Here is a 22,674-nt window from a genome sequence, read left to right as displayed (position 1 = left end):
CGCCGGCAGGGGAAATGTCGGCCCATCTGTTAAAATGCCGAGCTTTGCAGCCCCGTCCGTCGGCTCCGTCCGCTTCGCGTCCTTCAGGCGCCGCATCGCGCGCCGGGAACGTTCGACGCTCGAGCTTCCGGATGCCGCCGTGCTCCCGTTTCCTCGACTCGTTCTCCGGACTCGACATGACGACTTCGTCTCCCGCCTCCACCACTTTGATGGCCAACGCGATCCGTGCGCTCGCGATGGACGCCGTCCAGCAAGCGAACTCCGGCCACCCCGGCATGCCGATGGGCATGGCCGAAATCGGCGTGGCGCTGTGGTCGCGTCACCTCAAGCACAACCCGACGAACCCGCATTGGGCAGACCGCGACCGTTTCGTGCTGTCGAACGGCCATGGCTCGATGCTGCTGTACTCGCTGCTGCACCTGACCGGCTACGACCTGCCGATCGAAGAGCTGAAGAACTTCCGCCAGCTGCACTCCAAGACGCCGGGCCATCCGGAATACGGCATCACGCCGGGCGTCGAGACGACCACCGGCCCGCTCGGCCAGGGTCTCGCGAACGCCGTCGGGATGGCGCTCGGCGAAGCGCTGATGGCCGACGAGTTCAACCGTGACGGCGCGAAGATCGTCGACCACCACACCTACGTGTTCCTCGGCGATGGCTGCCTGATGGAAGGCATCTCGCACGAAGCCTGCTCGCTGGCCGGCACGCTGAAGCTGAACAAGCTGATCGCGCTGTACGACGACAACGGCATCTCGATCGACGGCGACGTCGTCAACTGGTTCCATGACGACACGCCGAAGCGCTTCGAGGCGTACGGCTGGAACGTGATCCCGAACGTGAACGGCCACGACGTCGACGCGGTCGACGCCGCGATCGCGAAGGCCAAGCTGTCGGACAAGCCGACGCTGATCTGCTGCAAGACGGTGATCGGCAAGGGCGCGGCCACCAAGGCGGGCGGCCACGACGTGCACGGCGCGGCGCTCGGCGCGGAAGAAATCGCGAAGACGCGCGCAGCCCTCGGCTGGACCTGGGAGCCGTTCGTGATTCCGCAGGAAGTCTATGCGGCATGGGACGCGAAGGACGCCGGCCAGCGCGCCGAAGCGGCTTGGAGCGACACGTTCGCGCAGTACCGCGCGAAGTACCCGGCCGAAGCAGCCGAATTCGAGCGCCGGATGGCCAACAAGCTGCCGGCCGACTGGGCCGAGAAGGCAGCGGCGATCGTCGCCGGCGCGAACCAGCGCGGCGAGACGGTCGCGACCCGCAAGGCGTCGCAGCAGGCGATCGAAGGGCTCGCCGCGGTGCTGCCGGAACTGCTCGGCGGCTCGGCCGACCTGACCGGCTCGAACCTGACCAACTGGAAGGCGTCGAAGGCGGTGCGCGCGAATCCGGAAGGCGCGGGCGTCGTGCTCGGCAACCACATCAACTACGGCGTGCGCGAATTCGGCATGAGCGCCGCGATCAACGGCCTCGCGCTGCACGGCGGCCACAAGCCGTTCGGCGGCACGTTCCTGACGTTCTCCGACTACAGCCGCAACGCGCTGCGCGTCGCGTCGCTGATGAAGGTGCCGTCGATCTTCGTGTTCACGCACGACTCGATCGGCCTCGGCGAAGACGGCCCGACGCACCAGTCGATCGAACACGTATCGAGCCTGCGCCTGATCCCGAACCACGACGTGTGGCGTCCGGCCGACACGGTCGAGACGGCCGTCGCATGGACCCACGCGGTTGCCGCCGACCGTCCGTCGAGCCTGATCTTCAGCCGCCAGAACCTCGCGTTCAACCCGCGTACCGATGCGCAGATCGCGAACATCGAGAAGGGCGGCTACGTGCTGAAGGACTGGGACGACGAGATCGTCGCGCGCAAGATCATCCTGATCGCGACGGGCTCCGAAGTCGAACTCGCGATGAAGGCCGTCGAGCCGCTCGCGCAGCAGGGCATCGCGGCGCGCGTCGTGTCGATGCCGTCGACCAACGTGTTCGACCGCCAGGACGCCGAGTACCGCGAGCGCGTGCTGCCGCACGGCGTGCGCCGCGTCGCGATCGAAGCGGGCGTGACCGGCTTCTGGCACAAGTACGTCGGCCTCGAAGGCGGCGTCGTCGGGATCGACACGTTCGGCGAATCGGCGCCGGCCGGCGTGCTGTTCAAGTACTTCGGCTTCACCGTCGAGCACGTGATCGAGACGGCGAAGGCCGTGCTGGCCTAAGAGCATTCGCGGCGCGCGCGGCCGGCCGCGCGCGTCGCACCGTGAAGCTGCACGAAACGAATTTTTTCAGCCATCAGGAGATAGACCATGACGATCCGCGTCGCAATCAACGGCTACGGCCGTATCGGCCGCAACACGCTGCGCGCGTTTTATGAAAACGGCAAGAAGCACGATCTCGAGATCGTCGCGATCAACGATCTGGGCGATGCGAAGACGAACGCGCACCTGACCCAGTACGACACCGCGCACGGCAAGTTCCCGGGCGAAGTGTCGGTCGACGGCGACTACCTGGTCGTGAACGGCGACAAGATCCGCGTGCTCGCGAACCGCAACCCGGCAGAACTGCCGTGGGGCGAGCTGGGCGTCGACGTCGTGATGGAATGCACGGGCTTCTTCACGTCGAAGGAAAAGGCGAGCGCCCACCTGAAGGGCGGCGCGAAGAAGGTGATCATCTCGGCGCCGGGCGGCAAGGACGTCGACGCGACGATCGTCTACGGCGTGAACCACAACGTGCTGAAGGCCGAGCACACGGTCATCTCGAACGCATCGTGCACGACGAACTGCCTGGCGCCGCTCGTCAAGCCGCTGAACGACCAGATCGGCCTCGAAACCGGCCTGATGACGACGATCCACGCCTACACGAACGACCAGGTGCTGACGGACGTCTATCACGAAGACCTGCGCCGCGCGCGTTCGGCCACGCACAGCCAGATCCCGACCAAGACGGGCGCTGCTTCGGCGGTCGGCCTGGTGCTGCCGGAACTGAACGGCAAGCTCGACGGCTATGCGATCCGCGTCCCGACGATCAACGTGTCGATCGTCGACCTGTCGTTCATCGCGAAGCGCGACACGACGGTCGAGGAAGTCAACGCGATCATGAAGGAAGCTTCGGAAGGCGCGCTGAAGGGCATCCTCGGCTACAACGATGCACCGCTGGTGTCGATCGACTTCAACCACAACCCGGCTTCGTCGACGTTCGACGCAACGCTGACCAAGGTGTCGGGCCGTCTCGTCAAGGTGTCGAGCTGGTACGACAACGAGTGGGGTTTCTCGAATCGCATGCTCGATACGGCAGTCGCATTCGCGAACGCGAAGTAAGTCTGCGAATCGTGCGGCCGCGGCGACGCGGCCGGCGCGATGCACGAACCCGGCCCGGTTATTCGGCCGGGTTTTTTATTGTCCGGCGCTACATGAGCAGCGCGCCGAGCCGTTTCCCCGGCCCGCGAGCGCCAGGTGCGCGACTGCCATGCGACGCCCGCGCCGTGCGTCAACCGCCCGGCGTCGGAAAGAAGATCCCGGCACGGCGCGCAGCATTCGTGATGTGCGTCTCGATCGCATCGCCCGCCGCGGCCGCGTCGCGCGCGCTCAGCGCATCGACGATCGCGCGGTGCTCCTGCCACGTCGACAGCAGCAGCTCGCGCCGGTAGAACGGCATGCGCTGGCTTTCCTTCATGATGTCCGCGCTGCTGCGCAGCACCGACTCGATCGCCGCGTTGCCGGCGAGATGGATGATCCGCATGTGGAAGTCGAAGTCGAGGCGCGACGCTTCGTCGAGCTCGCTTTCGGTCAAGGCGACGTGCAGCTCGGCAAGGTTGTCCTCGAACCACGCGATGTCGTCGTCGGTGACGACGTGCGCGGCCATCCGCGCGGCGAAGCCTTCGAGCGCATAGCGCATCTGGTAGGTGTCGGGCGGCGACGATTGCTCGGCGAACTGCCACGCATGCGCGGCGCTCGCCTGCGCGCTCTCCACATAGACGCCCTTGCCGGCGCGGATGCGCAGCATCCCGAGCGCCTCGAGCGTGGACAGCGCCTCGCGCAGCGACGCGCGGCTGATCTCCAGCTCCTCGGAGAGCTGACGCTGGGCCGGCAGCAGGCTGCCGACCGGATACACGCCTGCCTCGATCCGGTCGCGGATCGTCGCGATGGCGGCGTCGGTCACGGTGTGCGGAACGTTTTTCATGATCTGTGCAATGGCCGGTCTGACCGGCATTGTAATCCGCACGCGCGCCGCGCACGACGGCGCTACGGGTAAGCCACGACCCGTCGCGTTCCGGCCCCCGTCGTGCCGGGCTCGAAGCGCGGGAAATCCCTATTTTGTCCATCCTTGACGCGACTATATCGGCTTCCTACTATCCACCATAACAGCACTGGTCATACCAGTATGAACAGACGAAACTGCAACCGTTGGATCGGGAGAGCGCCGTGTCGAAATTCCTCAATTCGCTGTTTGGCCGGGTAGTCATCGCATTGATTCTCGGGGTGGCGCTCGGTGCGTTCTTCCCGCATTTCGCCGAGTCGCTGCGGCCGCTCGGCGACGGTTTCCTGAAGCTCATCAAGATGGTCATCGGCCCGATCGTGTTCTGCGTCGTGGTCAGCGGGATGGCCAACGCGGGCGACCTGAAGAAGGTCGGCCGGGTCGGCCTGAAGGCGGTCGTCTACTTCGAGGTGATGACGACGCTCGCGCTCGGCATCGGCCTCGTGCTCGCCTGGCTCACGCGCCCAGGCGTCGGGATGAACATCGACCTGCGCTCGCTCGATGCGGCGTCGCTGTCGACGTACGCGAAGAACGCCGAAAGCCTGAAGGACACGGCCGGCTACCTGATGAAGATCATCCCGGAGACCGCGATCGACGCCTTCGCGAAGGGCGACATCCTGCAGATCCTGGTGTTCGCGGTGCTGTTCGGCTCGGCGCTGTCGCTGCTCGGCGACAAGGCGCAGCGGGTGAACGGCCTGATCGACGAGCTGTCGCACGTGTTCTTCCGCATCATCGGCTTCATCATCAAGCTCGCGCCGCTCGGCGTGCTCGGCGCGATCGCGTTCACGACCGGCAAGTACGGCGTCGCGTCGCTCAAGCAGCTCGGCTACCTCGTCGCGGTGTTCTACCTGAGCTGCTTCGTGTTCGTCACGGTCGTGCTGGGCATCGTGATGCGCATCGCCGGCTTCTCGGTGTTCAAGCTGATCCGCTACCTGCGCGAGGAGCTGTCGATCGTGCTCGGCACGGCGTCGTCGGACGCGGTGCTGCCGCAGGTCATGAGCAAGCTCGAATACATGGGCATCAAGGATTCGACGGTCGGCCTCGTGATCCCGACCGGCTATTCGTTCAATCTCGACGGCTTCTCGATCTACCTGACGCTCGCCGTGCTGTTCATCGCGCAGGCCACCAACACGCCGCTGTCGACGCACGACCTGATCGTCGTGCTGCTCGTGTCGCTCGTCACGTCGAAGGGCGCGCACGGGATTCCGGGCTCGGCGATCGTGATCCTCGCGGCGACGCTGTCGGCGATTCCCGCGATTCCCGTGCTCGGCCTCGTGCTGATCCTGCCGGTCGACTGGTTCGTCGGCATCGCGCGCGCCGTGACCAACCTGATCGGCAACTGCGTCGCGACGGTCGTCGTTGCGGTCTGGGAGAACGACATCGACCGCGTGCGCGCCAAGCGCGTGCTGAACCGCGAGCTGTGCTACGTGCCGGCGGCCGAGCAGGGCGCCGCCGCACCGGTGGCCGGCGATCAGGCGCACGCGCTCTGAGCCCCACGCGCGCGTCGCGGCTTCCCCGGCCGCGGCGCGCGAATTCCTTTCCCGCGGCCGGCGTAACGATCCGCCGGCCGTCGCCAAAATCAAGATAGTGGAGACGACATGGCAGCCCCCATCCTCGATCCGAATGCGCCGGCGTTCACGCGCCGCTACATGAACCTCGCCGATCCGCGTCTCGGCGCGCAGGCGCTGTTCGCCAGCGACGAGTTCTTCGCGCCGAAGGAGCGCATGCTGAACCCCGAGCCGGCCGTGTTCATTCCGGGCAAGTACGACGACCACGGCAAGTGGATGGACGGCTGGGAAACGCGCCGCAAGCGCACGACCGGCCACGATTTCTGCGTGATCCGGCTCGCGCGGCCGGGCGTGGTCCACGGCGTCGATCTGGACACCAGCCACTTCACCGGCAACTTTCCGCCGGCCGCGTCGATCGACGCGTGCAGCGTCGACGGCGACACGCCGCCCGACGACGCCGCATGGCGCACGATCGTCCCCGCGACGACGCTGCAGGGCAACGCGCACCACTACGTGAGCGTGAGCGACGCGCAGCCGGTCACGCATCTGCGCGTGAACCTGTATCCGGACGGCGGCCTCGCGCGGCTGCGCGTGTACGGTCAGCCGCAGCGCGACTGGCACGACGTGGCGGCCGGCGAACTCGTCGATCTGGCCGCGATCGAGAACGGCGGCTACCTGGTGGCGGCGAACAACCAGCACTTCGGTGCGGCGTCGCAGATGCTGATGCCGGGGCGCGGCGCGAACATGGGCGACGGTTGGGAAACGCGGCGGCGCCGCGAGCCCGGCAACGACTGGGCGATCGTCGCGCTCGCGCGGCCGGGCGTCATCCGGCGCGTCGACGTCGATACGGCATTCTTCAAAGGCAACTTCCCGGACCGCTGTTCGCTGCAGGCGGCGCGCGTCGCGGGCGGCACCGACGATTCGCTCGTCACGCAGGCGATGTTCTGGGCCGAACTGCTCGGCGAGCAGAAGCTCCAGATGGACCGCGTGCACACCTTCGACCAGCTGGCGGCGCTCGGCCCCGTCACGCACGTGCGCTTCAACATCTTCCCGGACGGCGGCGTGTCGCGGCTGCGTCTGTGGGGCGAACCGGCCTGACGGAGGGCATCGGCATGAGCGGACCCCGCATCCTGCGCGCGCAGCGCCTGACCCGCGACGCGTTCGCGCCGTTCGGCGACGTGATCGCGCTCGAAGGCGCGCGGCACTTCCCGATCAACGGCGGTACGACCGAGCGCTTCCACGATCTCGCGACCATCGACGTCTGCGCGGACGGCGGCCGGCCGCTCGTCAGCGTGTTTCGCGCGCAGCCGCGCGCGCTGCCCGTCGCGCTGACGCTGATGGAGCGCCATCCGCACGGCAGCCAGGCATTCATCCCGCTCGCGGCGGTCGCGCGCTATGCGATCGTCGTCGCGCCGGCCGGCGAATTCCGGCCCGACGCGATGCGCGCGTTCGTCGCCGAGGGCTGGCAGGGCGTGAACTACGCAAAAGGTGTCTGGCACCATCCGCTGCTCGCGCTCGACGCGGTCAGTGACTTCGTGATCGTCGACCGCGGCGGCCCCCAGCCGAACTGCGACGAGATCGCGCTGGCCGACCCGTGGGTGCTCGAACTCGGGCTAGGCCCAGCGAGCGCGGGCGCGGCCTGACGCGGCGCCGGCCGGCGGCGACGCCAAAAACGACACGGCCCGGGCGGCGGGATGCCGGCCGGGCCGTCGCGCATGCGCGGACGAGCGCTCAGTCTCAGTGCTTGCGGTGCGGGCAGTTCTCCGTCGTGCAGGAGCCGTACATCGCGAGCGAATGCTCCTGCAGGTGGAAGCCGCGTTCCTTCGCGATCGTCTGCTGGCGGCTTTCGATCTCGGCATCGAAGAATTCCTCGACGCGGCCGCAATCGAGGCACACGAGGTGATCGTGGTGGGAGCCTTCGTTGAGCTCGAACACGGCCTTGCCCGATTCGAAGTTGCTGCGCGACAGCAGGCCGGCCTGCTCGAACTGCGTCAGCACGCGGTAAACGGTGGCGAGCCCGATGTCCAGCTGCTCGTTGAGCAGGTTGCGGTAGACGTCTTCGGCGGTCAGGTGACGCACCGGGCTTTGCTGGAAGATCTCGAGAATCTTGAGGCGCGGTAGGGTGGCCTTTAGCCCGATATTCTTGAGATCGGTCGGATTGGTCATGGCTAGGCATCCCTAGAGTACAATGCAGGGCTTCAATGTTACCGGCTTTTGGCCGTTCCAGAAACACGCGCGGCCCGCGGGGCGGGCCAGCTCGGTGACGGAAATGTTCCCGGAATCTCTTTCGCACTTTCAGAGGAGTCGCATGCGGAGTGCCATCATCGCTGCCGCCGCCGTTGCCGCGCTGGCGGGTTGTTCGTCGTACGACAGCGTGACGCAGCGCATCGCGCAGAGCATCACGCCCTATCGGATCACGGTTGTGCAGGGCAACTTCGTGTCGCAGGAGAAGGCCGCTCAACTGCAGGCCGGCATGACGCGCGAACAGGTTCGCGCGCTGCTCGGCACGCCGCTGCTGTCGGACATGTTCCACGCCGATCGCTGGGATTACCTCTTTTACTTCAAGCGCGGCTCGACTTCCGTGGTCCAGCAGCGCGACCTCGTGCTGACGTTCGCGGGCGACCGCCTCGCCAGCTGGACGGGTGCGGATAACCTGCCGTCCGAGCTCGACCTGCTCGCCGATATCGACGGCGATCGCGGCGGCAAGAAGGCGAAGGCCGCTGCCGCGGCGAAGAAGGCGTCCGAAGCCGCCGCTGCTGCCGCCGCCAGCGCCGCGCAGGCGAGCGCTGCCGCGAGCCCGGCCGCCGAGCCGGCGTCCGCCGCGGCACTCGACCAGGATGCGAACGCGCAGGCCGCACGCGCGGCGAACCGCGCGACCAACCAGGTATCGGGGCAGGGCGCGACGGCCCGTCGCTTCACGCCGGCCGCGCAGGCCTCGGGCGGCGCGCCGGTGCCGGGCGGCCAGCCGCCGGGCGCGGCGCCGGCGATCCAGCCGCAGTTCCAGTTCCATCGTCCGCCGCAGCCGAACGTGTCGAACGACGCGTCGCCGCCGGTCGGCCCGCAGGGCGCGGACAACCTGCAGAACCAGCCGCTCACCGCGCCGGCCCAGTAAGCGGCCCGCGTGCGGAATCGGGGGCGGCAGGCGCCGCCCGCCTTTAGACCTGTCGTGTAGAAAGCCATGAAGATTGCGATTGCCGGTGCATCGGGCCGTATGGGCCGGATGCTGATCGAAGCCGTTCTCAACGATGCCGACGCGCAGCTCGTCGGCGCACTCGACCGCGCCGGGTCGCCGTTTCTCGGCCAGGACGCGGGCGCGTTCGTCGGCAAGGACACCGGCATCAAGCTGACCGACGATCTCGACGCGGTGTTCGCGCAGGCCGACTACCTGATCGACTTCACGCGGCCGGAGGGCACGATTGCCCACATCGAGGCCGCGCTGCGCCACGACGTGAAGCTCGTGATCGGCACGACCGGCTTCACGGCCGAGCAGAAGGCGCAGCTGCAGGCTGCGGCGGCGAAGCTCGGCATCGTGTTCGCGGCGAACATGAGCGTCGGCGTGAACGTCACGCTGAAGCTGCTCGAATTCGCGGCGCAGCACTTCTCGCACGGCTACGACATCGAGATCATCGAGGCGCACCACCGTCACAAGGTCGACGCGCCGTCGGGCACCGCGCTGATGATGGGCGAGGCCGTGGCCGGCGCGCTCGGCCGCTCGCTCGACGACTGCGCGGTGTACGGCCGCCACGGCGTGACCGGCGAACGCGATCCGTCGTCGATCGGTTTCGCGGCGGTGCGCGGCGGCGACATCGTCGGCGATCACACCGTATTGTTCGCCGGCATCGGCGAACGGATCGAAATCACGCACAAGTCGTCGAGCCGCGTGTCGTACGCGCAGGGCGCGCTGCGTGCGGTCCGCTTCCTGTCGGCGCGCGGCGCCGGCCTGTTCGACATGCAGGACGTGCTCGGCCTGCGCTGATCCTCACGGGGAAACTCCGATGGCGATTCCCACCGGCGTTGTCCACTACCTCGAAAGCGGCGATGCGATCACGCACGCCGTCGCCTACGTGCTGCTGGCGATGTCCGTCGCCAGCTGGTGCTTCCTGCTCGTCAAATCGTGGCTGCTGGTCCGCGCGAAGCGGCAGGGGCCGCGCGCGCTCGCCGCGTTCTGGCGGGCGGCGTCGCTCGACGCGGGCATCGCCGCGCTCGCCGGCGCCGATCGCGAGCGCGTGTTCGTGCCGCTCGCCGAAGCCGCGCGCGATGCGGCCGACGAACACGATCCCGCCGCGCTGGCCGCGCGCGTCGAGCGCGGCGAACGCGTGTTGCGCGCGCTGCGTCACGCGATGCTGCGCTCGCAGCGGCGCCTCGAGTTCGGCCAGGTGCTGCTCGCGTCGATCGGCAGCACCGCGCCGTTCGTCGGGCTGCTCGGCACCGTGTGGGGCATCTACCATGCGCTCGGCAGCATCGCCGTGAGCGGGCAGGCGCAGATCGAGAACGTCGCGGGGCCGGTCGGCGAGGCGCTGATCATGACCGCGTTCGGGCTCGTCGTCGCGATCCCCGCGGTGCTCGCGTACAACATCCTCGGACGGCTGGTGCGCCAGCTCACCGAGGAACTCGACGGCTTCGCGCGCGACCTGCACGTGTTCGTGTGCGCGCAACCCGTGCGGCCGGCCCAACCCGCCCAACCCGCATAACCCGCGGCCCGGAGGAACGACCATGGCATTCGGCGGGCTGGAGCACCACAAGACGTCCGCGCCGATGGCGGAGATCAACATGACGCCGCTGATCGACGTGATGCTCGTGCTGCTCGTCATCTTCATCATCACCGCGCCGCTGATGACGCACGCGATCCGGCTCGACCTGCCGAAGGTCGCGGCCGGCGTCGCGCGCGATACGCCGCAGTCGGTCACGTTGTCGATCGACGACGCCGGCAAGCTCTACTGGGACGACACGCCCGTCACGCTCGACGCGCTGCCCGCGCGCCTGCGGGCGGCCGCCGCCGCCGCCGCGCCGCCCGAGTTGCGGCTGCGCGCGTCGCGCGCGACCCGCTACGACGTGATCGCGCAGGTGATGGGCGCCGCGCAGGCCGCGGGCCTGACGCGGATCGGCTTCGTCACCGACCCGCCGCCGGCGGGCGCCGCCGCGCCCACCGCCGCGGGCGCGAAACCCTGAGCGGCGTGCGTCGCATGCACGCGCTCCGCACAAGAATGCATGCCGGCCCGCGACACCGGCCGTACCGGCCGTCACGGACGGTATAATCGTCGTTTCCGCCCGGTCGGCAGGGTTTCGCCGGGTAACCCGGAGCACCGCCGGGTTACCCGGCGAAGATCCGGCAACCACGATGCAGGCCCGCGACCCGTGTGCCTGCCGCCGCCGCCGGGCTGCCCGATTTCGTCCACTTCCGCGTGCCCGCCTGAATCGCGCGCCGCTTAAAGCCTAGTCCGAACCACACCATGCACGAGAGATACGTACCCGCCGACGTCGAAGCCGCCGCCCAGGGCGACTGGCGCGCAGCCGATGCCTACAAGACGAAGGAAGATTCGCAGAAGCCGAAGTTCTACTGCGTGTCGATGCTGCCGTATCCGTCCGGCAAGCTGCACATGGGTCACGTGCGCAACTACACGATCAACGACGTGATGTACCGCTATCTGCGGATGAACGGCTACAACACGCTGATGCCGATGGGCTGGGACGCGTTCGGGATGCCGGCCGAGAACGCCGCGATGGCCAACGGCGTGCCGCCCGCGAAGTGGACCTACGACAACATCGACTACATGAAGGGGCAGATGCAGTCGATGGGCCTCGCGATCGACTGGTCGCGCGAGATCGCGACGTGCAAGCCCGACTACTACAAGTGGAACCAGTGGCTGTTCCTGAAGATGCTCGAGAAGGGCATCGCGTACAAGAAGACGGGCACCGTGAACTGGGACCCGGTCGACCAGACCGTGCTCGCGAACGAGCAGGTGATCGACGGCCGCGGCTGGCGCTCGGGCGCGCTCGTCGAGAAGCGCGAAATCCCGATGTACTACCTGCGCATCACGCAATACGCGGATGAGCTGCTGAACGATCTCGACGGCCTCGGCTGGCCCGAGCGCGTGAAGATCATGCAGCAGAACTGGATCGGCAAGAGCTTCGGCGTGAACTTCGGGTTCCCGTACGAGCTCGACGGCGAGAAGGCGCTGCTGCGCGTGTTCACGACGCGCGCCGACACGATCATGGGCGTCACGTTCTGCGCGATCGCGGCCGAGCATCCGCTCGCGACGCGCCTCGCGCAGGGCAAGCCCGAGCTGCAGGCGTTCATCGACGAATGCAAGCGCGGCGGCGTCGCCGAAGCCGACGTCGCGACGATGGAGAAGAAGGGCATCGCGACGGGCTTCTCGGTCACGCACCCGCTGACCGGCGAGGCGGTCGAGGTCTGGATCGGCAACTACGTGCTGATGAGCTATGGCGAAGGCGCGGTGATGGGCGTGCCGGGCCACGACGAGCGCGATTTCGCGTTCGCGAAGAAATACGGGCTGCCGATCAAGCAGGTGATCGCCGCCGAAGGGCAGACGTACTCGCTGGACGCATGGCAGGAGTGGTACGGCGACAAGGACGCCGCGGTCTGCGTGAACAGCGGCAAGTACGACGGCCTGCGCTACACGGAAGCAGTCGACGCGGTCGCGGCCGACCTGAAGGCCGGCGGCTTCGGCGACAAGCAGGTCACCTGGCGCCTGCGCGACTGGGGCGTGTCGCGCCAGCGCTACTGGGGCACGCCGATTCCGATCATCCACTGCCCGTCGTGCGGCGACGTGCCGGTGCCCGAGCAGGATCTGCCGGTCGTGCTGCCGGAAGACCTCGTGCCGGACGGCACGGGCAACCCGCTCGCGAAGTCTGAGGCGTTCCTGAACTGCACGTGCCCGAAGTGCGGCGCGGCCGCGAAGCGCGAAACCGACACGATGGACACCTTCGTCGATTCGTCGTGGTACTTCTCGCGCTACACCGCGCCGGACGCCGACACGATGGTCGACGCGCGCACCGATTACTGGATGCCGATGGATCAGTACATCGGCGGCATCGAACACGCGATCCTGCACCTGCTGTATTCGCGCTTCTGGACCAAGGTGATGCGCGACCTCGGCCTCGTGAAGTTCGGCGAGCCGGCCAAGAACCTGCTCACGCAGGGGATGGTGCTCAACGAGACGTACTATCGCGAAGACGCGACCGGCAAGAAGACCTGGTACAACCCGGCCGACGTGACGGTCACGCACGACGACAAGGGCCGCCCGGTGGGCGCCACGCTGAACGCCGACGGCCAGCCGGTGGTGCTCGGCGGCATCGAGAAGATGTCGAAGTCGAAGAACAACGGCGTCGATCCGCAGGTGCTGATCGACCAGTACGGCGCCGACACCGCGCGCCTCTTTACGATGTTCGCCGCGCCGCCCGAGCAGCAGCTCGAGTGGTCGGGTGCGGGCGTCGAGGGCGCGAGCCGCTTCCTGCGCCGCGTGTGGAGCTTCGGCGCCGGCAACCGCGAGGCGCTCGCCGCGCGCGCGGGCTTCGACGCAGCGTCGCTCGGCGACGCCGACAAGGCGCTGCGCCGCGAAATCTACAGCGTGCTGAAGCAGGCCGACTTCGACTACCAGCGCCTGCAGTACAACACGGTCGTGTCGGCGGCGATGAAGATGCTGAACGCGATCGACGGCGCGAAGGGCGCGACGCCCGGCGTGCTGCGCGAGACGTACGGCGTGCTGCTGCGCGTGCTGTACCCGGTCGTGCCGCACGTCACGTTCGAACTGTGGAAGGCGCTCGGCTACGCGGACGAATTCGGCCCGCTGCTCGACGCACCGTGGCCGAAGGTCGACGAGGCCGCGCTCGAGCAGGCCGAGATCGAACTCGTGCTGCAGGTGAACGGCAAGGTGCGCGGCGCGCTGAAGGTCGCGAAGGATGCGACGCGCGAAGCGATCGAAGCCGCGGCGGTGGCCGACGAAGCATTCGCGAAGTTCAGCGACGGCAAGCCGGCGAAGAAGATCGTCGTCGTGCCGGGCCGGCTCGTGAACATCGTCGTCTGACGGCCGCCGGCCGTCGGGTGCACACAGAAGGAGCGAAGGTGATCCGCAGATCGTTTTTGATGCTCGCCGCCGGCAGCGCGCTCGCGCTGTCGGCATGCGGTTTCCAGTTGCGCGGCCAGCAGAACTACGCGTTCAAGCACCTGCTGATCGCCGGCGCGCCGGCGCCGGTGCAGGCGCGCCTGGTGCGCCTCGTCGAGGCCGGCAGCGACACGAAGATCGTCAAGTCGCCGGACGATGCCGACGCGGTGCTGAGCATGTGGGAGTCGCGCGGCCAGAACACGCTGACGCTGAACAAGTACGGCTCGGCGCAGGAGTACGCGCTGTTCTACACGCTGAACTACACGCTGACGAGCAAGGACGGCACCGTGCTGATCCCGCCGAGCGCGATCGCGCTGAACCGCGCGATGACGTACAGCGATCAGTACACGAACGCGAAGGCCCAGGAAGCCGACATCCTGTACGCCGACATGCAGAACGATGCGGTCGACCAGCTGATGCGGCGTCTCGCGATCGTCCACTCGCTGACGCCGGCGCCGGAAGACGTGGTGCCGGGCGTGGCGCCGCGCGCGCCGCTGCCGCCGCCGCCGCTCTGATCTGCCGCGCACGCACCGATGCAATTGCGACTTGATGCGCTGGAGCCGCACCTCGCGAAGGGGATGGCCGGGCTCTACACCGTCTACGGCGACGAGCCGCTGCTCGCGCAGGAAGCGTGCGACCGCATTCGTGCGGCCGCGCGCGCGGCCGGCTTCACCGAGCGTTCGGTGCATACGGTCGAGCGCGGCTTCGACTGGAGCGTGCTGCTCGGCGCGACCCAGGCGATGTCGCTGTTCGGCGAGCGCCAGCTGATCGAGCTGCGTATTCCGTCGGGCAAGCCGGGCAAGGAAGGCGCCGACGCGCTGAAGACGCTCGCGGCGACGCCCAATCCGGACGCGCTGATGCTCGTCACGTTGCCGCGCCTCGACGCGGCCACGCAGAAGTCCGCCTGGTTCACCGCGCTGCAGAATGGCGGCGTCGCGCTGAAGATCGATCCGGTCGACCGTGCGCAGCTGCCGAACTGGATCGGCCAGCGTCTGTCGATGCAGGGCCAGCGCGTCGCGCCCGGCGAAGACGGCCGCCGCGCGCTGCAGTTCATCGCGGAGCGCGTCGAGGGCAACCTGCTCGCCGCGCATCAGGAAATCCAGAAGCTCGGGCTGCTGTATCCGCAAGGCGTGCTGGCGTTCGAGCAGGTGCACGACGCGGTGCTGAACGTCGCGCGCTACGACGTGTTCAAGCTGAACGAGGCGATGCTCGCCGGCGATGCCGCGCGGCTCGCGCGGATGATCGACGGCCTGAAAGGCGAGGGCGAGGCGATCGTGCTGGTGATGTGGGCCGTCGTCGAGGAACTGCGCACGCTGTTGCGGATCAAGCGCGGCGCGAGCGCCGGCAAGCCGCTCGCGACGCTGCTGCGCGAGAACCGCGTGTGGGGGCCGCGCGAGCGGCTGATCGCCCCGGCGCTGAATCGCGTGTCGGAGCCAATGCTCGAGAAGGCGCTCGCGTTCGCCGCGAAGCTCGACCGGCAGGTGAAGGGGCTGTCGGCCGTCACGCCCGGCCGCCGCACGCACGACGATCCGCCGCCCGACCCGTGGGACGGCCTGTTCCAGCTCGCGATGACGGTCGCGGGCGAGCGCGGCGAGCGACCGCCGACCGCGGGTCGCGTGCGGCGTTAAGCCCGCCCGGCGCGCTCAGCGTCCGTTCTGCAACCCGCTTACAATGCTCCGACAGGCCGCGCGGCCCGTGTTGCCCGCGCGCCGACGCTTTCCCCCGAATTCACGCCGCGCGAAGCGGCTCGTTTCTCGAGTCACACCATGGATATCGACCAGTACATGACGGACCTGGGCCGCCGTGCCCGGCACGCGTCGCGCGCGATGGCGCGCGCCAGCACGGCCGCGAAGAACGCGGCGCTCGACGCCGTCGCGCGCGCGATCGAGCGCGACGCCTCGGCGCTGAAGGAAGCGAACGCGCGCGACGTCGCGCGTGCCCGCGACAAGGGGCTCGACGCGGCGTTCATCGACCGCCTGACGCTGTCGGACAAGGCATTGAAGACGATGGTCGAAGGGCTGCGCCAGGTCGCGTCGCTCGCCGATCCGATCGGCGAGATCAGCAATCTCAAGTACCGCCCGAGCGGGATCCAGGTCGGCCAGATGCGCGTGCCGCTCGGCGTGATCGGGATCATCTACGAGTCGCGGCCGAACGTGACGATCGACGCGGCCGCGCTGTGCCTGAAGTCGGGCAATGCGACGATCCTGCGCGGCGGCTCCGAGGCGCTCGAATCGAACGCGGCGCTCGCGAAGCTGATCGGCGAGGGGCTCGAGGCGGCCGGGCTGCCGCAGGACGCGGTGCAGGTGGTCGCCACCGCCGATCGCGCGGCGGTCGGCAAGCTGATCACGATGACCGAATACGTCGACGTGATCGTGCCGCGCGGCGGCAAGAGCCTGATCGAGCGCCTGATCAACGAGGCGCGCGTGCCGATGATCAAGCACCTCGACGGCATCTGCCACGTGTATGTCGACGATCGCGCCGATCTCGCGAAGGCGCTCACCGTGTGCGACAACGCGAAGACGCACCGCTACGGCACCTGCAACACGATGGAGACGCTGCTCGTGTCGAGCGGCATCGCGGCCGCGCTGCTGCCGCCGCTCGGCAAGCTGTATCGCGACAAGCAGGTCGAGCTGCGCGTCGATGCGGCCGCGCGCGCGGTGCTCGCCGATGCGGGCGTCGGTCCGCTGGTCGACGCGACCGACGCGGACTGGCACACCGAATATCTGGCGCCGGTGCTCGCGATCAAGGTCGTCGACGGGCTCGACGCGGCGATCGAGCACATCAATCACTATGGGTCGCACCACACCGATGCGATCGTCACCGAGGATCACGATCGCGCGATGCGCTTCCTGCGCGAAGTCGATTCGGCGAGCGTGATGGTGAACGCGTCGACCCGCTTCGCCGACGGCTTCGAGTTCGGCCTCGGCGCGGAAATCGGCATTTCGAACGACAAGCTGCACGCACGCGGCCCCGTCGGCCTGGAAGGGCTGACGTCGCTGAAGTACGTCGTGCTCGGGCACGGCGAAGGCCGTCAGTAACGCGAGGCGCACAACCGATGGCAATGCTCTGGGTCAAGACCTTCCATATCGTACTGATCGCCGCGTGGTTCGCCGGCTTGTTCTACCTGCCGCGCATCTACGTGAACCTGGCCATGGAAACCGATCCGGCCGCGGTGCGGCGCCTGCTGCTGATGGCGCGCAAGCTGTTCCGCTTCATGACGCTGATCGCCGTGCCGGCGCTCGCTTGCGGGCTGTGGCTCTGGCTCGTGATCGGCATCGGCCAGGGGCAGGGGTGGATTCATGCGAAGGTCACGGTGGTGCTGCTGCTCGTGATCTACCACGCGTATTGCGGGCATCTGCTGAAGGTGTTCGAGCGCGGCGAGAACCGCCGCACCGACAAGTGGTATCGCGTGTTCAACGAGCTGCCGGTGCTCGGCATGCTGATCGCGGTCGCGCTGGTCGTGATCAAGCCGTTCTGAGCGAGCGGCACGCGCCGCGGGCCAACCGCGGCTATCGACCTGCAACGGCGCTCCGATGGGGCGCCGTTTTTGCTGTGGCGTCGCGCGCTAGTCCTTTGCCGGATCGTCGATCCGGCGGCGCGTGATCGCCTCCTTCGCGCGGCCGACGCGCTCCATCAGCGCCGGCCCGCGCGACAGCGCGACGCCGACCGCCAGGATGTCGCCGATCGCGAGATGCGACATGCGCGACGTCATCGGCGAGAACACGTCGGTTTCCTCGGCGACGTTCGACGCGAGGCTCACCGTCGCCAGTTTCGCGAGCGGCGAATGGCTTTGCGTGATCGCGACGACCTTAGCGCCGCACGCGAGCGCCGAGCGCGCGGCGTCGACGATGTCGCGCGTGCGGCCGGTGTTCGAGATCGCGACCACGACGTCGTGCGGCCCGAGAAGCGCCGACGACATCGAGAACGTATGCGGGTCGGAATACGCGACGCTCGGCACGCCGAGCCGGAAGAACTTGTGCTGGATGTCCTGCGCGGCGATGCCCGAGCCGCCCGCGCCGTAGAACTCGATGCGCGACGCGTGCGACAGCAGCGCGATCGCGTCGGCGACGCTGCCGGCCGACAGGCTGTTGCGTACTTCGATCAGCGCGCCGATCGTGCGGTCGAACACCTTGCCGATGATGCCGGGCGCGGGCTCGTCGGGCTCGACGTCGCGGTACACCGACGACACGCCGGGCGCGACGCTCTGCGCGAGCCGGATCTTGAATTCGCGAAAGCCGCTGCAGCCGAGCGCCTGACAGAAGCGCGCAATGGTCGGCTGGCTGACGCCCGCGCGGGTCGACAGCTCGGTCATCGCGAGGTCGAGCACCTCGCGCGGCGCGGCGAGGATGTAGTCGGCGAGCTTGCGCTCGGACGGGCGCAACTCGGGGCGGATCGCTTCGATGCGAGGCAGCATGGGACGGCGGAAAGGGAATCGGGTTCGGATGACGGAGTGTATCGCAATCGAATTGTAGAAAATCTACATGAAAATGCTAGCGCATCTGGCATGCCTTTGTGGGTCAATGGTCGGGGCGAATTAGGGTTTTCACTGAGTAATGCCTTGCTGGTATTGGGAATGGCGGTTGCGAGCAGGATCATGTGCATTGCATGTGTGTAGTTTTTCTACTAGACTTCCTTCGTTCGTTCGACGCAACTCGATCGTCCCCACGATTCCAACCGCCGGTGTCGTCCGGCATACAGGAGCGCCCAGCATGACGTCGCTGCATCCCACCCTGGCGAAAGTCACCGATCGCGTGATCGCCCGCAGCCAATCGACCCGTTCGGCCTATCTGCAGCGCATCGACCGCGCGCAAGGCAAGTTCCCGGCGCGCGGCGCGCTGTCGTGCGCGAACCTCGCGCACGGCTTCGCCGGTCTCGAAGGCAGCGACAAGTTCCAGATCAAGGCGATCCGCGAGCCCAACATCGGCATCGTGTCCTCGTACAACGAGATGCTGTCCGCGCACGCGCCGTACAAGGATTTTCCCGACATCATCAAGGCCGCCGCGCGCGAGAACGGCGGCGTCGCGCAATTCGCGGGCGGCGTGCCGGCGATGTGCGACGGCATCACGCAGGGCAACGCCGGGATGGAGCTGTCGCTGTTCTCGCGCGAGGCGATCGCGATGGGCACCGCGATCGCGCTGACGCACAACATGTTCGATGCGGCGCTGTGTCTCGGCATCTGCGACAAGATCGTGCCGGGCCTGCTAATCGGCGCGCTGCAGTTCGGCCACCTGCCGACCATCTTCGTGCCGGCCGGCCCGATGACGAGCGGCCTGTCGAACGACGACAAGGCGAAGATCCGCCAGCAGTTCGCGACCGGCCAGGTCGGCCGCGACGCGCTGCTCGAAGCCGAGTCGGCCGCGTATCACGGTCACGGCACCTGCACGTTCTACGGCACCGCGAACAGCAACCAGATGCTGATGGAGCTGATGGGCCTGCACCTGCCGGGCTCGGCCTTCGTTCACCCGCACACGCCGCTGCGCGACGCGCTGACCGCGCAGGCCGCGCGCCGCGTGCTCGACCTGACGGTCGAGCGCGGCCAGTACACGCCGATCGGCCACGTGATCGACGAGAAGGCGATCGTCAACGGGATCGTCGCGCTGCTCGCGACCGGCGGCTCGACCAACCACACGCTGCACCTCGTCGCGATCGCGCGCGCGGCCGGCATCCTGATCGACTGGAACGATTTCGACGAGCTGTCGGCGGTCGTGCCGCTGCTCGCGAAGATCTATCCGAACGGCAAGGCCGACGTAAACCATTTCCACGCGGCCGGCGGCGTCGCGTTCCTGGTGCGCAACCTGCTCGAAGGCGGTCTGCTGCACGAAGACGTGACGACGGTCGCCGGCAAGGGCCTGTCGCACTACACGCAGGAGCCGAAGCTGATCGACGGCAAGCTGACGTGGGTCGACGGCACCGCCGAGAGCCACGACACGAAGGTGCTGCGCAGCATTCGCGAGCCGTTCCAGCCGGACGGCGGCCTGCGCCTGATGCAGGGCCGGCTCGGCCGCGGCGTGATCAAGATTTCGGCGGTCGCGCCCGAGCATCGCAAGGTGAAGGCGCCCGCGATCGTGTTCGATTCGCAGGAGGCCGTGCAGGCGGCGTTCGATCGCGGCGAGCTCAAGCGCGATTTCGTCGCCGTCGTGCGGTTCCAGGGCGCGCGTGCGAACGGGATGCCCGAGCTGCATCGTTTGACGCCGCTGCTCGGCGTGCTGCAGGATCAGGGCTTCCATGTCGCGCTCGTCACCGACGGCCGCATGTCGGGGGCGTCGGGCAAGGTGCCGGCGGTGATTCACGTGTCGCCGGAAGCGCTGCTCGCCGGCCCGCTCGGCAAGGTGAAGACGGGCGACATGCTCGTGATCGACGCGGAAGCCGGCGTCCTCGACATCGAGATCGACGACGCCGAATGGCAAGTGCGCCCGGTGGCGCAGCCGCTGCACCAGGCCGACAACGAAACGGGTTTCGGGCGCGAACTGTTCGGCGTGTTCCGCGCGGCGGCCGCGCCGGCCGAGCAGGGCGCATCGGTTTTCGGGACGCTGGTCGGCGAAACCGCCGCTCACGTCGCTGCATGAATTTCAAGGAGCTCCATCAATGAAGACGATTGCTGAAATCGTGAAGCTGGGCCCGGTGATTCCGGTGCTCGCATTCGACTCGGTCGAGCAGGGCGAACACGTGTCGCGCGCGTTGCACGCGGGCGGCGTCAAGGTGCTCGAAATCACGCTGCGCACGCCGGCCGGCATCGAGGCGATCCAGCGCGCGAGCCAGCTGGCGGACGACATCGTCGTCGGCGTCGGCACCATCACGAAGCCCGAGCACTGCGCGCAGGCGAAGCGCGCGGGCGCGAAGTTCGGCGTGTCGCCGGGCCTGACGAAGGACCTGCACCTCGCGTCGCTCGACGCCGGCCTGCCGCTGCTGCCGGGCGTGATGACGCCGAGCGACATCATCCAGGCGCTCGAATTCGGCTACGAGACCGTGAAGTTCTTCCCCGCGCAGCAGGCCGGCGGCGTGCCGATGCTGCAGGCGTTCCACGGCCCGTTCCCGGCGCTGAAGTTCTGCCCGACCGGCGGCATCACGGTCGAAACCGCGCCGAACTTCCTGAAGCTGCCGAACGTCGTGTGCGTCGGCGGCTCGTGGCTCACGCCGAAGGCCGCGCTCGCCGCGCAGGACTGGGCCGAAGTCACGCGTCTCGCGCAAGCCGCGAGCCAGCTGCCGCGTTGATGCTTGTACGCAATGACATCCGAACCCTCGGGAAACGGGCGCTTAGTGCTTGTTTTTCCGAGGGTTTTTGCTGATGGAACCGGTTCTATCCGCGGGCCGCAAAGATAAGTAAAATTCAGCGTCCTGACCGGGTGGGTACCCCCGGTGTTTCGGAGACCTGCATAGCCGGGCATACTCGCAACCACTCGCCCGGTTTCGAACAATCCTAGGAGGAGTGCCACATGGGGGCTGTCCAAGGCAGCATGCTGCTCGTTTTCACGCTGATCGCGATTGCCGCGTTGATCCTGATGATCGCGCGCTTCAAGATCTACCCGTTCCTGGTGCTGATCATCGTTTCGCTGGGCCTCGGTCTCGCCGTCGGGATGCCGATGGACAAGATCGTCAAGTCGTTCGAAACGGGCACGGGCGGCACGCTCGGCCACATTGCGATCGTCGTCGGTCTCGGCACGATGCTCGGCAAGATGATGGCCGAATCGGGCGGCGCCGAACGGATCGCGACCACGCTGATCGACTGGTTCGGTGAAAAGAACATTCACTGGGCGATGATGTTCGTCGCGATCATCGTCGGCCTGCCGGTGTTCTTCGAAGTCGGCTTCGTGCTGCTGATTCCGATCGCGTTCAACGTCGCGAAGCGTACCGGCAAGTCGCTGCTGGTCGTCGGGCTGCCGATGGTGGCCGGCCTGTCGGTCGTGCACGGGCTGATCCCGCCGCACCCGGCCGCGCTGCTGGCCGTTCAGCAATACGGCGCCGACATCGGCAAGACGATCGCGTTCGGTTTGATCGTCGGCGTGCCGACCGCGATCATCGCTGGCCCGCTGTTCGCGCTGACGATCTCGAAGTTCGTGAAGCTGCCGGACAACAATCCGCTGGCCGCGCAGTTCGTCGATACGCGCGCCGATGGCGACAATCGCGAGCTGCCGGGCTTCGGCCTCACGCTGTTCACGATCCTGCTGCCCGTGGTGCTGATGCTCGTCGGCAGCTGGGCCGATCTCGTGTTCGCGCCGAAGTCGCTGCCGAACAACCTGCTGCGCTTTGCCGGCAACTCCGACGTCGCGCTGCTGATCGCCGTGCTGGTGAGCTTCTTCACGTTCGGCAAGCTGCAGGGCTTCAACCGCGACCAGATCCAGAAGTTCTGCAGCGAGTGTCTCGCGCCGATCGCCGGCATCACGCTGATCGTCGGCGCGGGCGGCGGCTTCGGCGGCGTGCTGCGCGACAGCGGTATCTCGCAGCAGATCGTCGAGACGGCGAAGCACGCGCATCTGTCGCCGCTGCTGCTCGGCTGGTTCGTCGCGGCGCTGATGCGTCTCGCGACGGGTTCGGCAACCGTCGCGATGACGACGGCCTGCGGTATCGTCGCGCCGATCGCCGCGGCGGCCGGCACGACGGTCAGCCCGGAGCTGCTGGTGCTCGCGACGGGCTCGGGCTCGCTGATCTTCTCGCACGTGAACGACGGCGGCTTCTGGCTGATCAAGGAATACTTCGGGATGACGGTCGGTCAGACGTTCAAGACCTGGTCGTTGCTCGAAACCATCATCTCCGTGCTTGGCCTGGGCTTCACGCTGGCGCTCAGCATGGTTCTGTAACAAGGGGTA

General features: G+C 67.8%; 20 protein-coding genes. 17 read left to right on the top strand and 3 right to left on the bottom strand.

The features are described from left to right. Window positions 1–131 precede the first annotated feature (131 nt). Window positions 132–2,204: a transketolase gene (gene tkt, locus MBR110_RS14305; RefSeq protein ID WP_014722434.1), complete on the top strand. Its 2,073-nt coding sequence runs from the start codon at window positions 132–134 to the stop codon at window positions 2,202–2,204. A gap of 87 nt (window positions 2,205–2,291) precedes the next feature. Next, complete coding sequence (gene gap, locus MBR110_RS14300; protein ID WP_011883251.1) at window positions 2,292–3,302, top strand: type I glyceraldehyde-3-phosphate dehydrogenase; 1,011 nt, start codon at window positions 2,292–2,294, stop codon at window positions 3,300–3,302. Window positions 3,303–3,471: 169 nt separating this feature from the next. On the opposite strand, the gene MBR110_RS14295 is transcribed toward gap, so the two are convergent. Next, window positions 3,472–4,194: a FadR/GntR family transcriptional regulator gene (locus MBR110_RS14295; protein ID WP_014722435.1), complete on the bottom strand. Its 723-nt coding sequence runs from the start codon at window positions 4,192–4,194 to the stop codon at window positions 3,472–3,474. Window positions 4,195–4,406: 212 nt separating this feature from the next. Here MBR110_RS14295 and MBR110_RS14290 point away from each other — a divergent pair, with 212 nt between their 5' ends. The 3 genes from MBR110_RS14290 (at window position 4,407) to MBR110_RS14280 (ending at window position 7,390) form a co-directional block, all read left to right on the top strand. Then, the gene (locus MBR110_RS14290) at window positions 4,407–5,729 is read left to right on the top strand and encodes a C4-dicarboxylate transporter DctA (protein ID WP_011883253.1); all 1,323 of its coding nucleotides are present in this window, start codon (window positions 4,407–4,409) and stop codon (window positions 5,727–5,729) included. 108 nt (window positions 5,730–5,837) lie between these two features. After that, the gene (alc, locus tag MBR110_RS14285; protein ID WP_011883254.1) at window positions 5,838–6,845 is read left to right on the top strand and encodes an allantoicase; all 1,008 of its coding nucleotides are present in this window, start codon (window positions 5,838–5,840) and stop codon (window positions 6,843–6,845) included. Between the two features lie 14 nt (window positions 6,846–6,859). Next, complete coding sequence (locus tag MBR110_RS14280) at window positions 6,860–7,390, top strand: ureidoglycolate lyase (protein WP_181709103.1); 531 nt, start codon at window positions 6,860–6,862, stop codon at window positions 7,388–7,390. Window positions 7,391–7,484: 94 nt separating this feature from the next. Here MBR110_RS14280 and fur read toward each other — a convergent pair whose 3' ends face one another. Then, window positions 7,485–7,913: a ferric iron uptake transcriptional regulator gene (gene fur, locus MBR110_RS14275; protein WP_011883256.1), complete on the bottom strand. Its 429-nt coding sequence runs from the start codon at window positions 7,911–7,913 to the stop codon at window positions 7,485–7,487. A gap of 142 nt (window positions 7,914–8,055) precedes the next feature. On the opposite strand from fur, the gene MBR110_RS14270 reads away from it, so the two are divergent. The 9 genes from MBR110_RS14270 (at window position 8,056) to MBR110_RS14230 (ending at window position 17,348) form a co-directional block, all read left to right on the top strand. After that, window positions 8,056–8,859: an outer membrane protein assembly factor BamE gene (locus tag MBR110_RS14270; protein ID WP_181709102.1), complete on the top strand. Its 804-nt coding sequence runs from the start codon at window positions 8,056–8,058 to the stop codon at window positions 8,857–8,859. A gap of 66 nt (window positions 8,860–8,925) precedes the next feature. Further along, window positions 8,926–9,723, top strand: a complete 798-nt coding sequence (gene dapB, locus MBR110_RS14265; RefSeq protein WP_011883258.1) for a 4-hydroxy-tetrahydrodipicolinate reductase — start codon at window positions 8,926–8,928, stop codon at window positions 9,721–9,723. 19 nt (window positions 9,724–9,742) lie between these two features. Continuing rightward, the gene (locus MBR110_RS14260; RefSeq protein WP_034194163.1) at window positions 9,743–10,438 is read left to right on the top strand and encodes a MotA/TolQ/ExbB proton channel family protein; all 696 of its coding nucleotides are present in this window, start codon (window positions 9,743–9,745) and stop codon (window positions 10,436–10,438) included. Between the two features lie 22 nt (window positions 10,439–10,460). Further along, a complete protein-coding gene (locus tag MBR110_RS14255; RefSeq protein WP_034194162.1) occupies window positions 10,461–10,916 on the top strand; it encodes an ExbD/TolR family protein in 456 nt (151 codons plus the stop codon). A 281-nt stretch (window positions 10,917–11,197) separates the two neighbouring features. After that, entirely contained in the window at window positions 11,198–13,792 is a 2,595-nt protein-coding gene (leuS, locus tag MBR110_RS14250; protein WP_034194161.1) for a leucine--tRNA ligase, read from the top strand. A gap of 38 nt (window positions 13,793–13,830) precedes the next feature. Beyond that, window positions 13,831–14,385: an LPS-assembly lipoprotein LptE gene (locus tag MBR110_RS14245; protein WP_014722440.1), complete on the top strand. Its 555-nt coding sequence runs from the start codon at window positions 13,831–13,833 to the stop codon at window positions 14,383–14,385. Between the two features lie 18 nt (window positions 14,386–14,403). Beyond that, a complete protein-coding gene (gene holA, locus MBR110_RS14240) occupies window positions 14,404–15,498 on the top strand; it encodes a DNA polymerase III subunit delta (protein ID WP_046422614.1) in 1,095 nt (364 codons plus the stop codon). 138 nt (window positions 15,499–15,636) lie between these two features. Continuing rightward, window positions 15,637–16,908, top strand: coding sequence for a glutamate-5-semialdehyde dehydrogenase (locus MBR110_RS14235; protein ID WP_011883264.1), 1,272 nt, complete (start codon window positions 15,637–15,639; stop codon window positions 16,906–16,908). A gap of 17 nt (window positions 16,909–16,925) precedes the next feature. Next, the gene (locus tag MBR110_RS14230; RefSeq protein WP_014722442.1) at window positions 16,926–17,348 is read left to right on the top strand and encodes a CopD family protein; all 423 of its coding nucleotides are present in this window, start codon (window positions 16,926–16,928) and stop codon (window positions 17,346–17,348) included. An 87-nt stretch (window positions 17,349–17,435) separates the two neighbouring features. On the opposite strand, the gene MBR110_RS14225 is transcribed toward MBR110_RS14230, so the two are convergent. Continuing rightward, the gene (locus tag MBR110_RS14225) at window positions 17,436–18,284 is read right to left on the bottom strand and encodes a MurR/RpiR family transcriptional regulator (protein ID WP_011883266.1); all 849 of its coding nucleotides are present in this window, start codon (window positions 18,282–18,284) and stop codon (window positions 17,436–17,438) included. Between the two features lie 295 nt (window positions 18,285–18,579). Here MBR110_RS14225 and edd point away from each other — a divergent pair, with 295 nt between their 5' ends. The 3 genes from edd (at window position 18,580) to MBR110_RS14210 (ending at window position 22,665) form a co-directional block, all read left to right on the top strand. Next, complete coding sequence (edd, locus tag MBR110_RS14220) at window positions 18,580–20,436, top strand: phosphogluconate dehydratase (RefSeq protein WP_181709101.1); 1,857 nt, start codon at window positions 18,580–18,582, stop codon at window positions 20,434–20,436. Window positions 20,437–20,455: 19 nt separating this feature from the next. Then, window positions 20,456–21,082, top strand: coding sequence for a bifunctional 4-hydroxy-2-oxoglutarate aldolase/2-dehydro-3-deoxy-phosphogluconate aldolase (gene eda, locus MBR110_RS14215; RefSeq protein ID WP_011883268.1), 627 nt, complete (start codon window positions 20,456–20,458; stop codon window positions 21,080–21,082). A 221-nt stretch (window positions 21,083–21,303) separates the two neighbouring features. Then, on the top strand, window positions 21,304–22,665 hold the full coding sequence (locus MBR110_RS14210; protein ID WP_046422617.1) for a GntP family permease: 1,362 nt from the start codon (window positions 21,304–21,306) through the stop codon (window positions 22,663–22,665). The last annotated feature ends 9 nt before the right edge of the window (window positions 22,666–22,674 follow it).

The organism is Burkholderia sp. MBR-1, from assembly GCF_013822785.1.
In the GTDB taxonomy this organism is placed as follows: Bacteria; Pseudomonadota; Gammaproteobacteria; order Burkholderiales; family Burkholderiaceae; genus Burkholderia; species Burkholderia vietnamiensis.
Note: the sequence above shows the minus strand (reverse complement) of the source record. Positions and strands in the feature narration are given on the sequence as shown.

Bases quoted from the DNA above. Each gene is read 5' to 3' on its own strand.
- tkt (WP_014722434.1), top strand. From the start codon at position 132: ATGCCGCCGTGCTCCCGTTTCCTCGACTCGTTCTCCGGACTCGACATG.
- gap (WP_011883251.1), top strand. From the start codon at position 2,292: ATGACGATCCGCGTCGCAATCAACGGCTACGGCCGTATCGGCCGCAAC.
- MBR110_RS14295 (WP_014722435.1), bottom strand. From the start codon at position 4,194: ATGCCGGTCAGACCGGCCATTGCACAGATCATGAAAAACGTTCCGCAC.
- alc (WP_011883254.1), top strand. From the start codon at position 5,838: ATGGCAGCCCCCATCCTCGATCCGAATGCGCCGGCGTTCACGCGCCGC.
- MBR110_RS14280 (WP_181709103.1), top strand. From the start codon at position 6,860: ATGAGCGGACCCCGCATCCTGCGCGCGCAGCGCCTGACCCGCGACGCG.
- fur (WP_011883256.1), bottom strand. From the start codon at position 7,913: ATGACCAATCCGACCGATCTCAAGAATATCGGGCTAAAGGCCACCCTA.
- MBR110_RS14270 (WP_181709102.1), top strand. From the start codon at position 8,056: ATGCGGAGTGCCATCATCGCTGCCGCCGCCGTTGCCGCGCTGGCGGGT.
- dapB (WP_011883258.1), top strand. From the start codon at position 8,926: ATGAAGATTGCGATTGCCGGTGCATCGGGCCGTATGGGCCGGATGCTG.
- MBR110_RS14260 (WP_034194163.1), top strand. From the start codon at position 9,743: ATGGCGATTCCCACCGGCGTTGTCCACTACCTCGAAAGCGGCGATGCG.
- MBR110_RS14255 (WP_034194162.1), top strand. From the start codon at position 10,461: ATGGCATTCGGCGGGCTGGAGCACCACAAGACGTCCGCGCCGATGGCG.
- leuS (WP_034194161.1), top strand. From the start codon at position 11,198: ATGCACGAGAGATACGTACCCGCCGACGTCGAAGCCGCCGCCCAGGGC.
- holA (WP_046422614.1), top strand. From the start codon at position 14,404: ATGCAATTGCGACTTGATGCGCTGGAGCCGCACCTCGCGAAGGGGATG.
- MBR110_RS14235 (WP_011883264.1), top strand. From the start codon at position 15,637: ATGGATATCGACCAGTACATGACGGACCTGGGCCGCCGTGCCCGGCAC.
- MBR110_RS14230 (WP_014722442.1), top strand. From the start codon at position 16,926: ATGGCAATGCTCTGGGTCAAGACCTTCCATATCGTACTGATCGCCGCG.
- MBR110_RS14225 (WP_011883266.1), bottom strand. From the start codon at position 18,284: ATGCTGCCTCGCATCGAAGCGATCCGCCCCGAGTTGCGCCCGTCCGAG.
- edd (WP_181709101.1), top strand. From the start codon at position 18,580: ATGACGTCGCTGCATCCCACCCTGGCGAAAGTCACCGATCGCGTGATC.
- eda (WP_011883268.1), top strand. From the start codon at position 20,456: ATGAAGACGATTGCTGAAATCGTGAAGCTGGGCCCGGTGATTCCGGTG.
- MBR110_RS14210 (WP_046422617.1), top strand. From the start codon at position 21,304: ATGGGGGCTGTCCAAGGCAGCATGCTGCTCGTTTTCACGCTGATCGCG.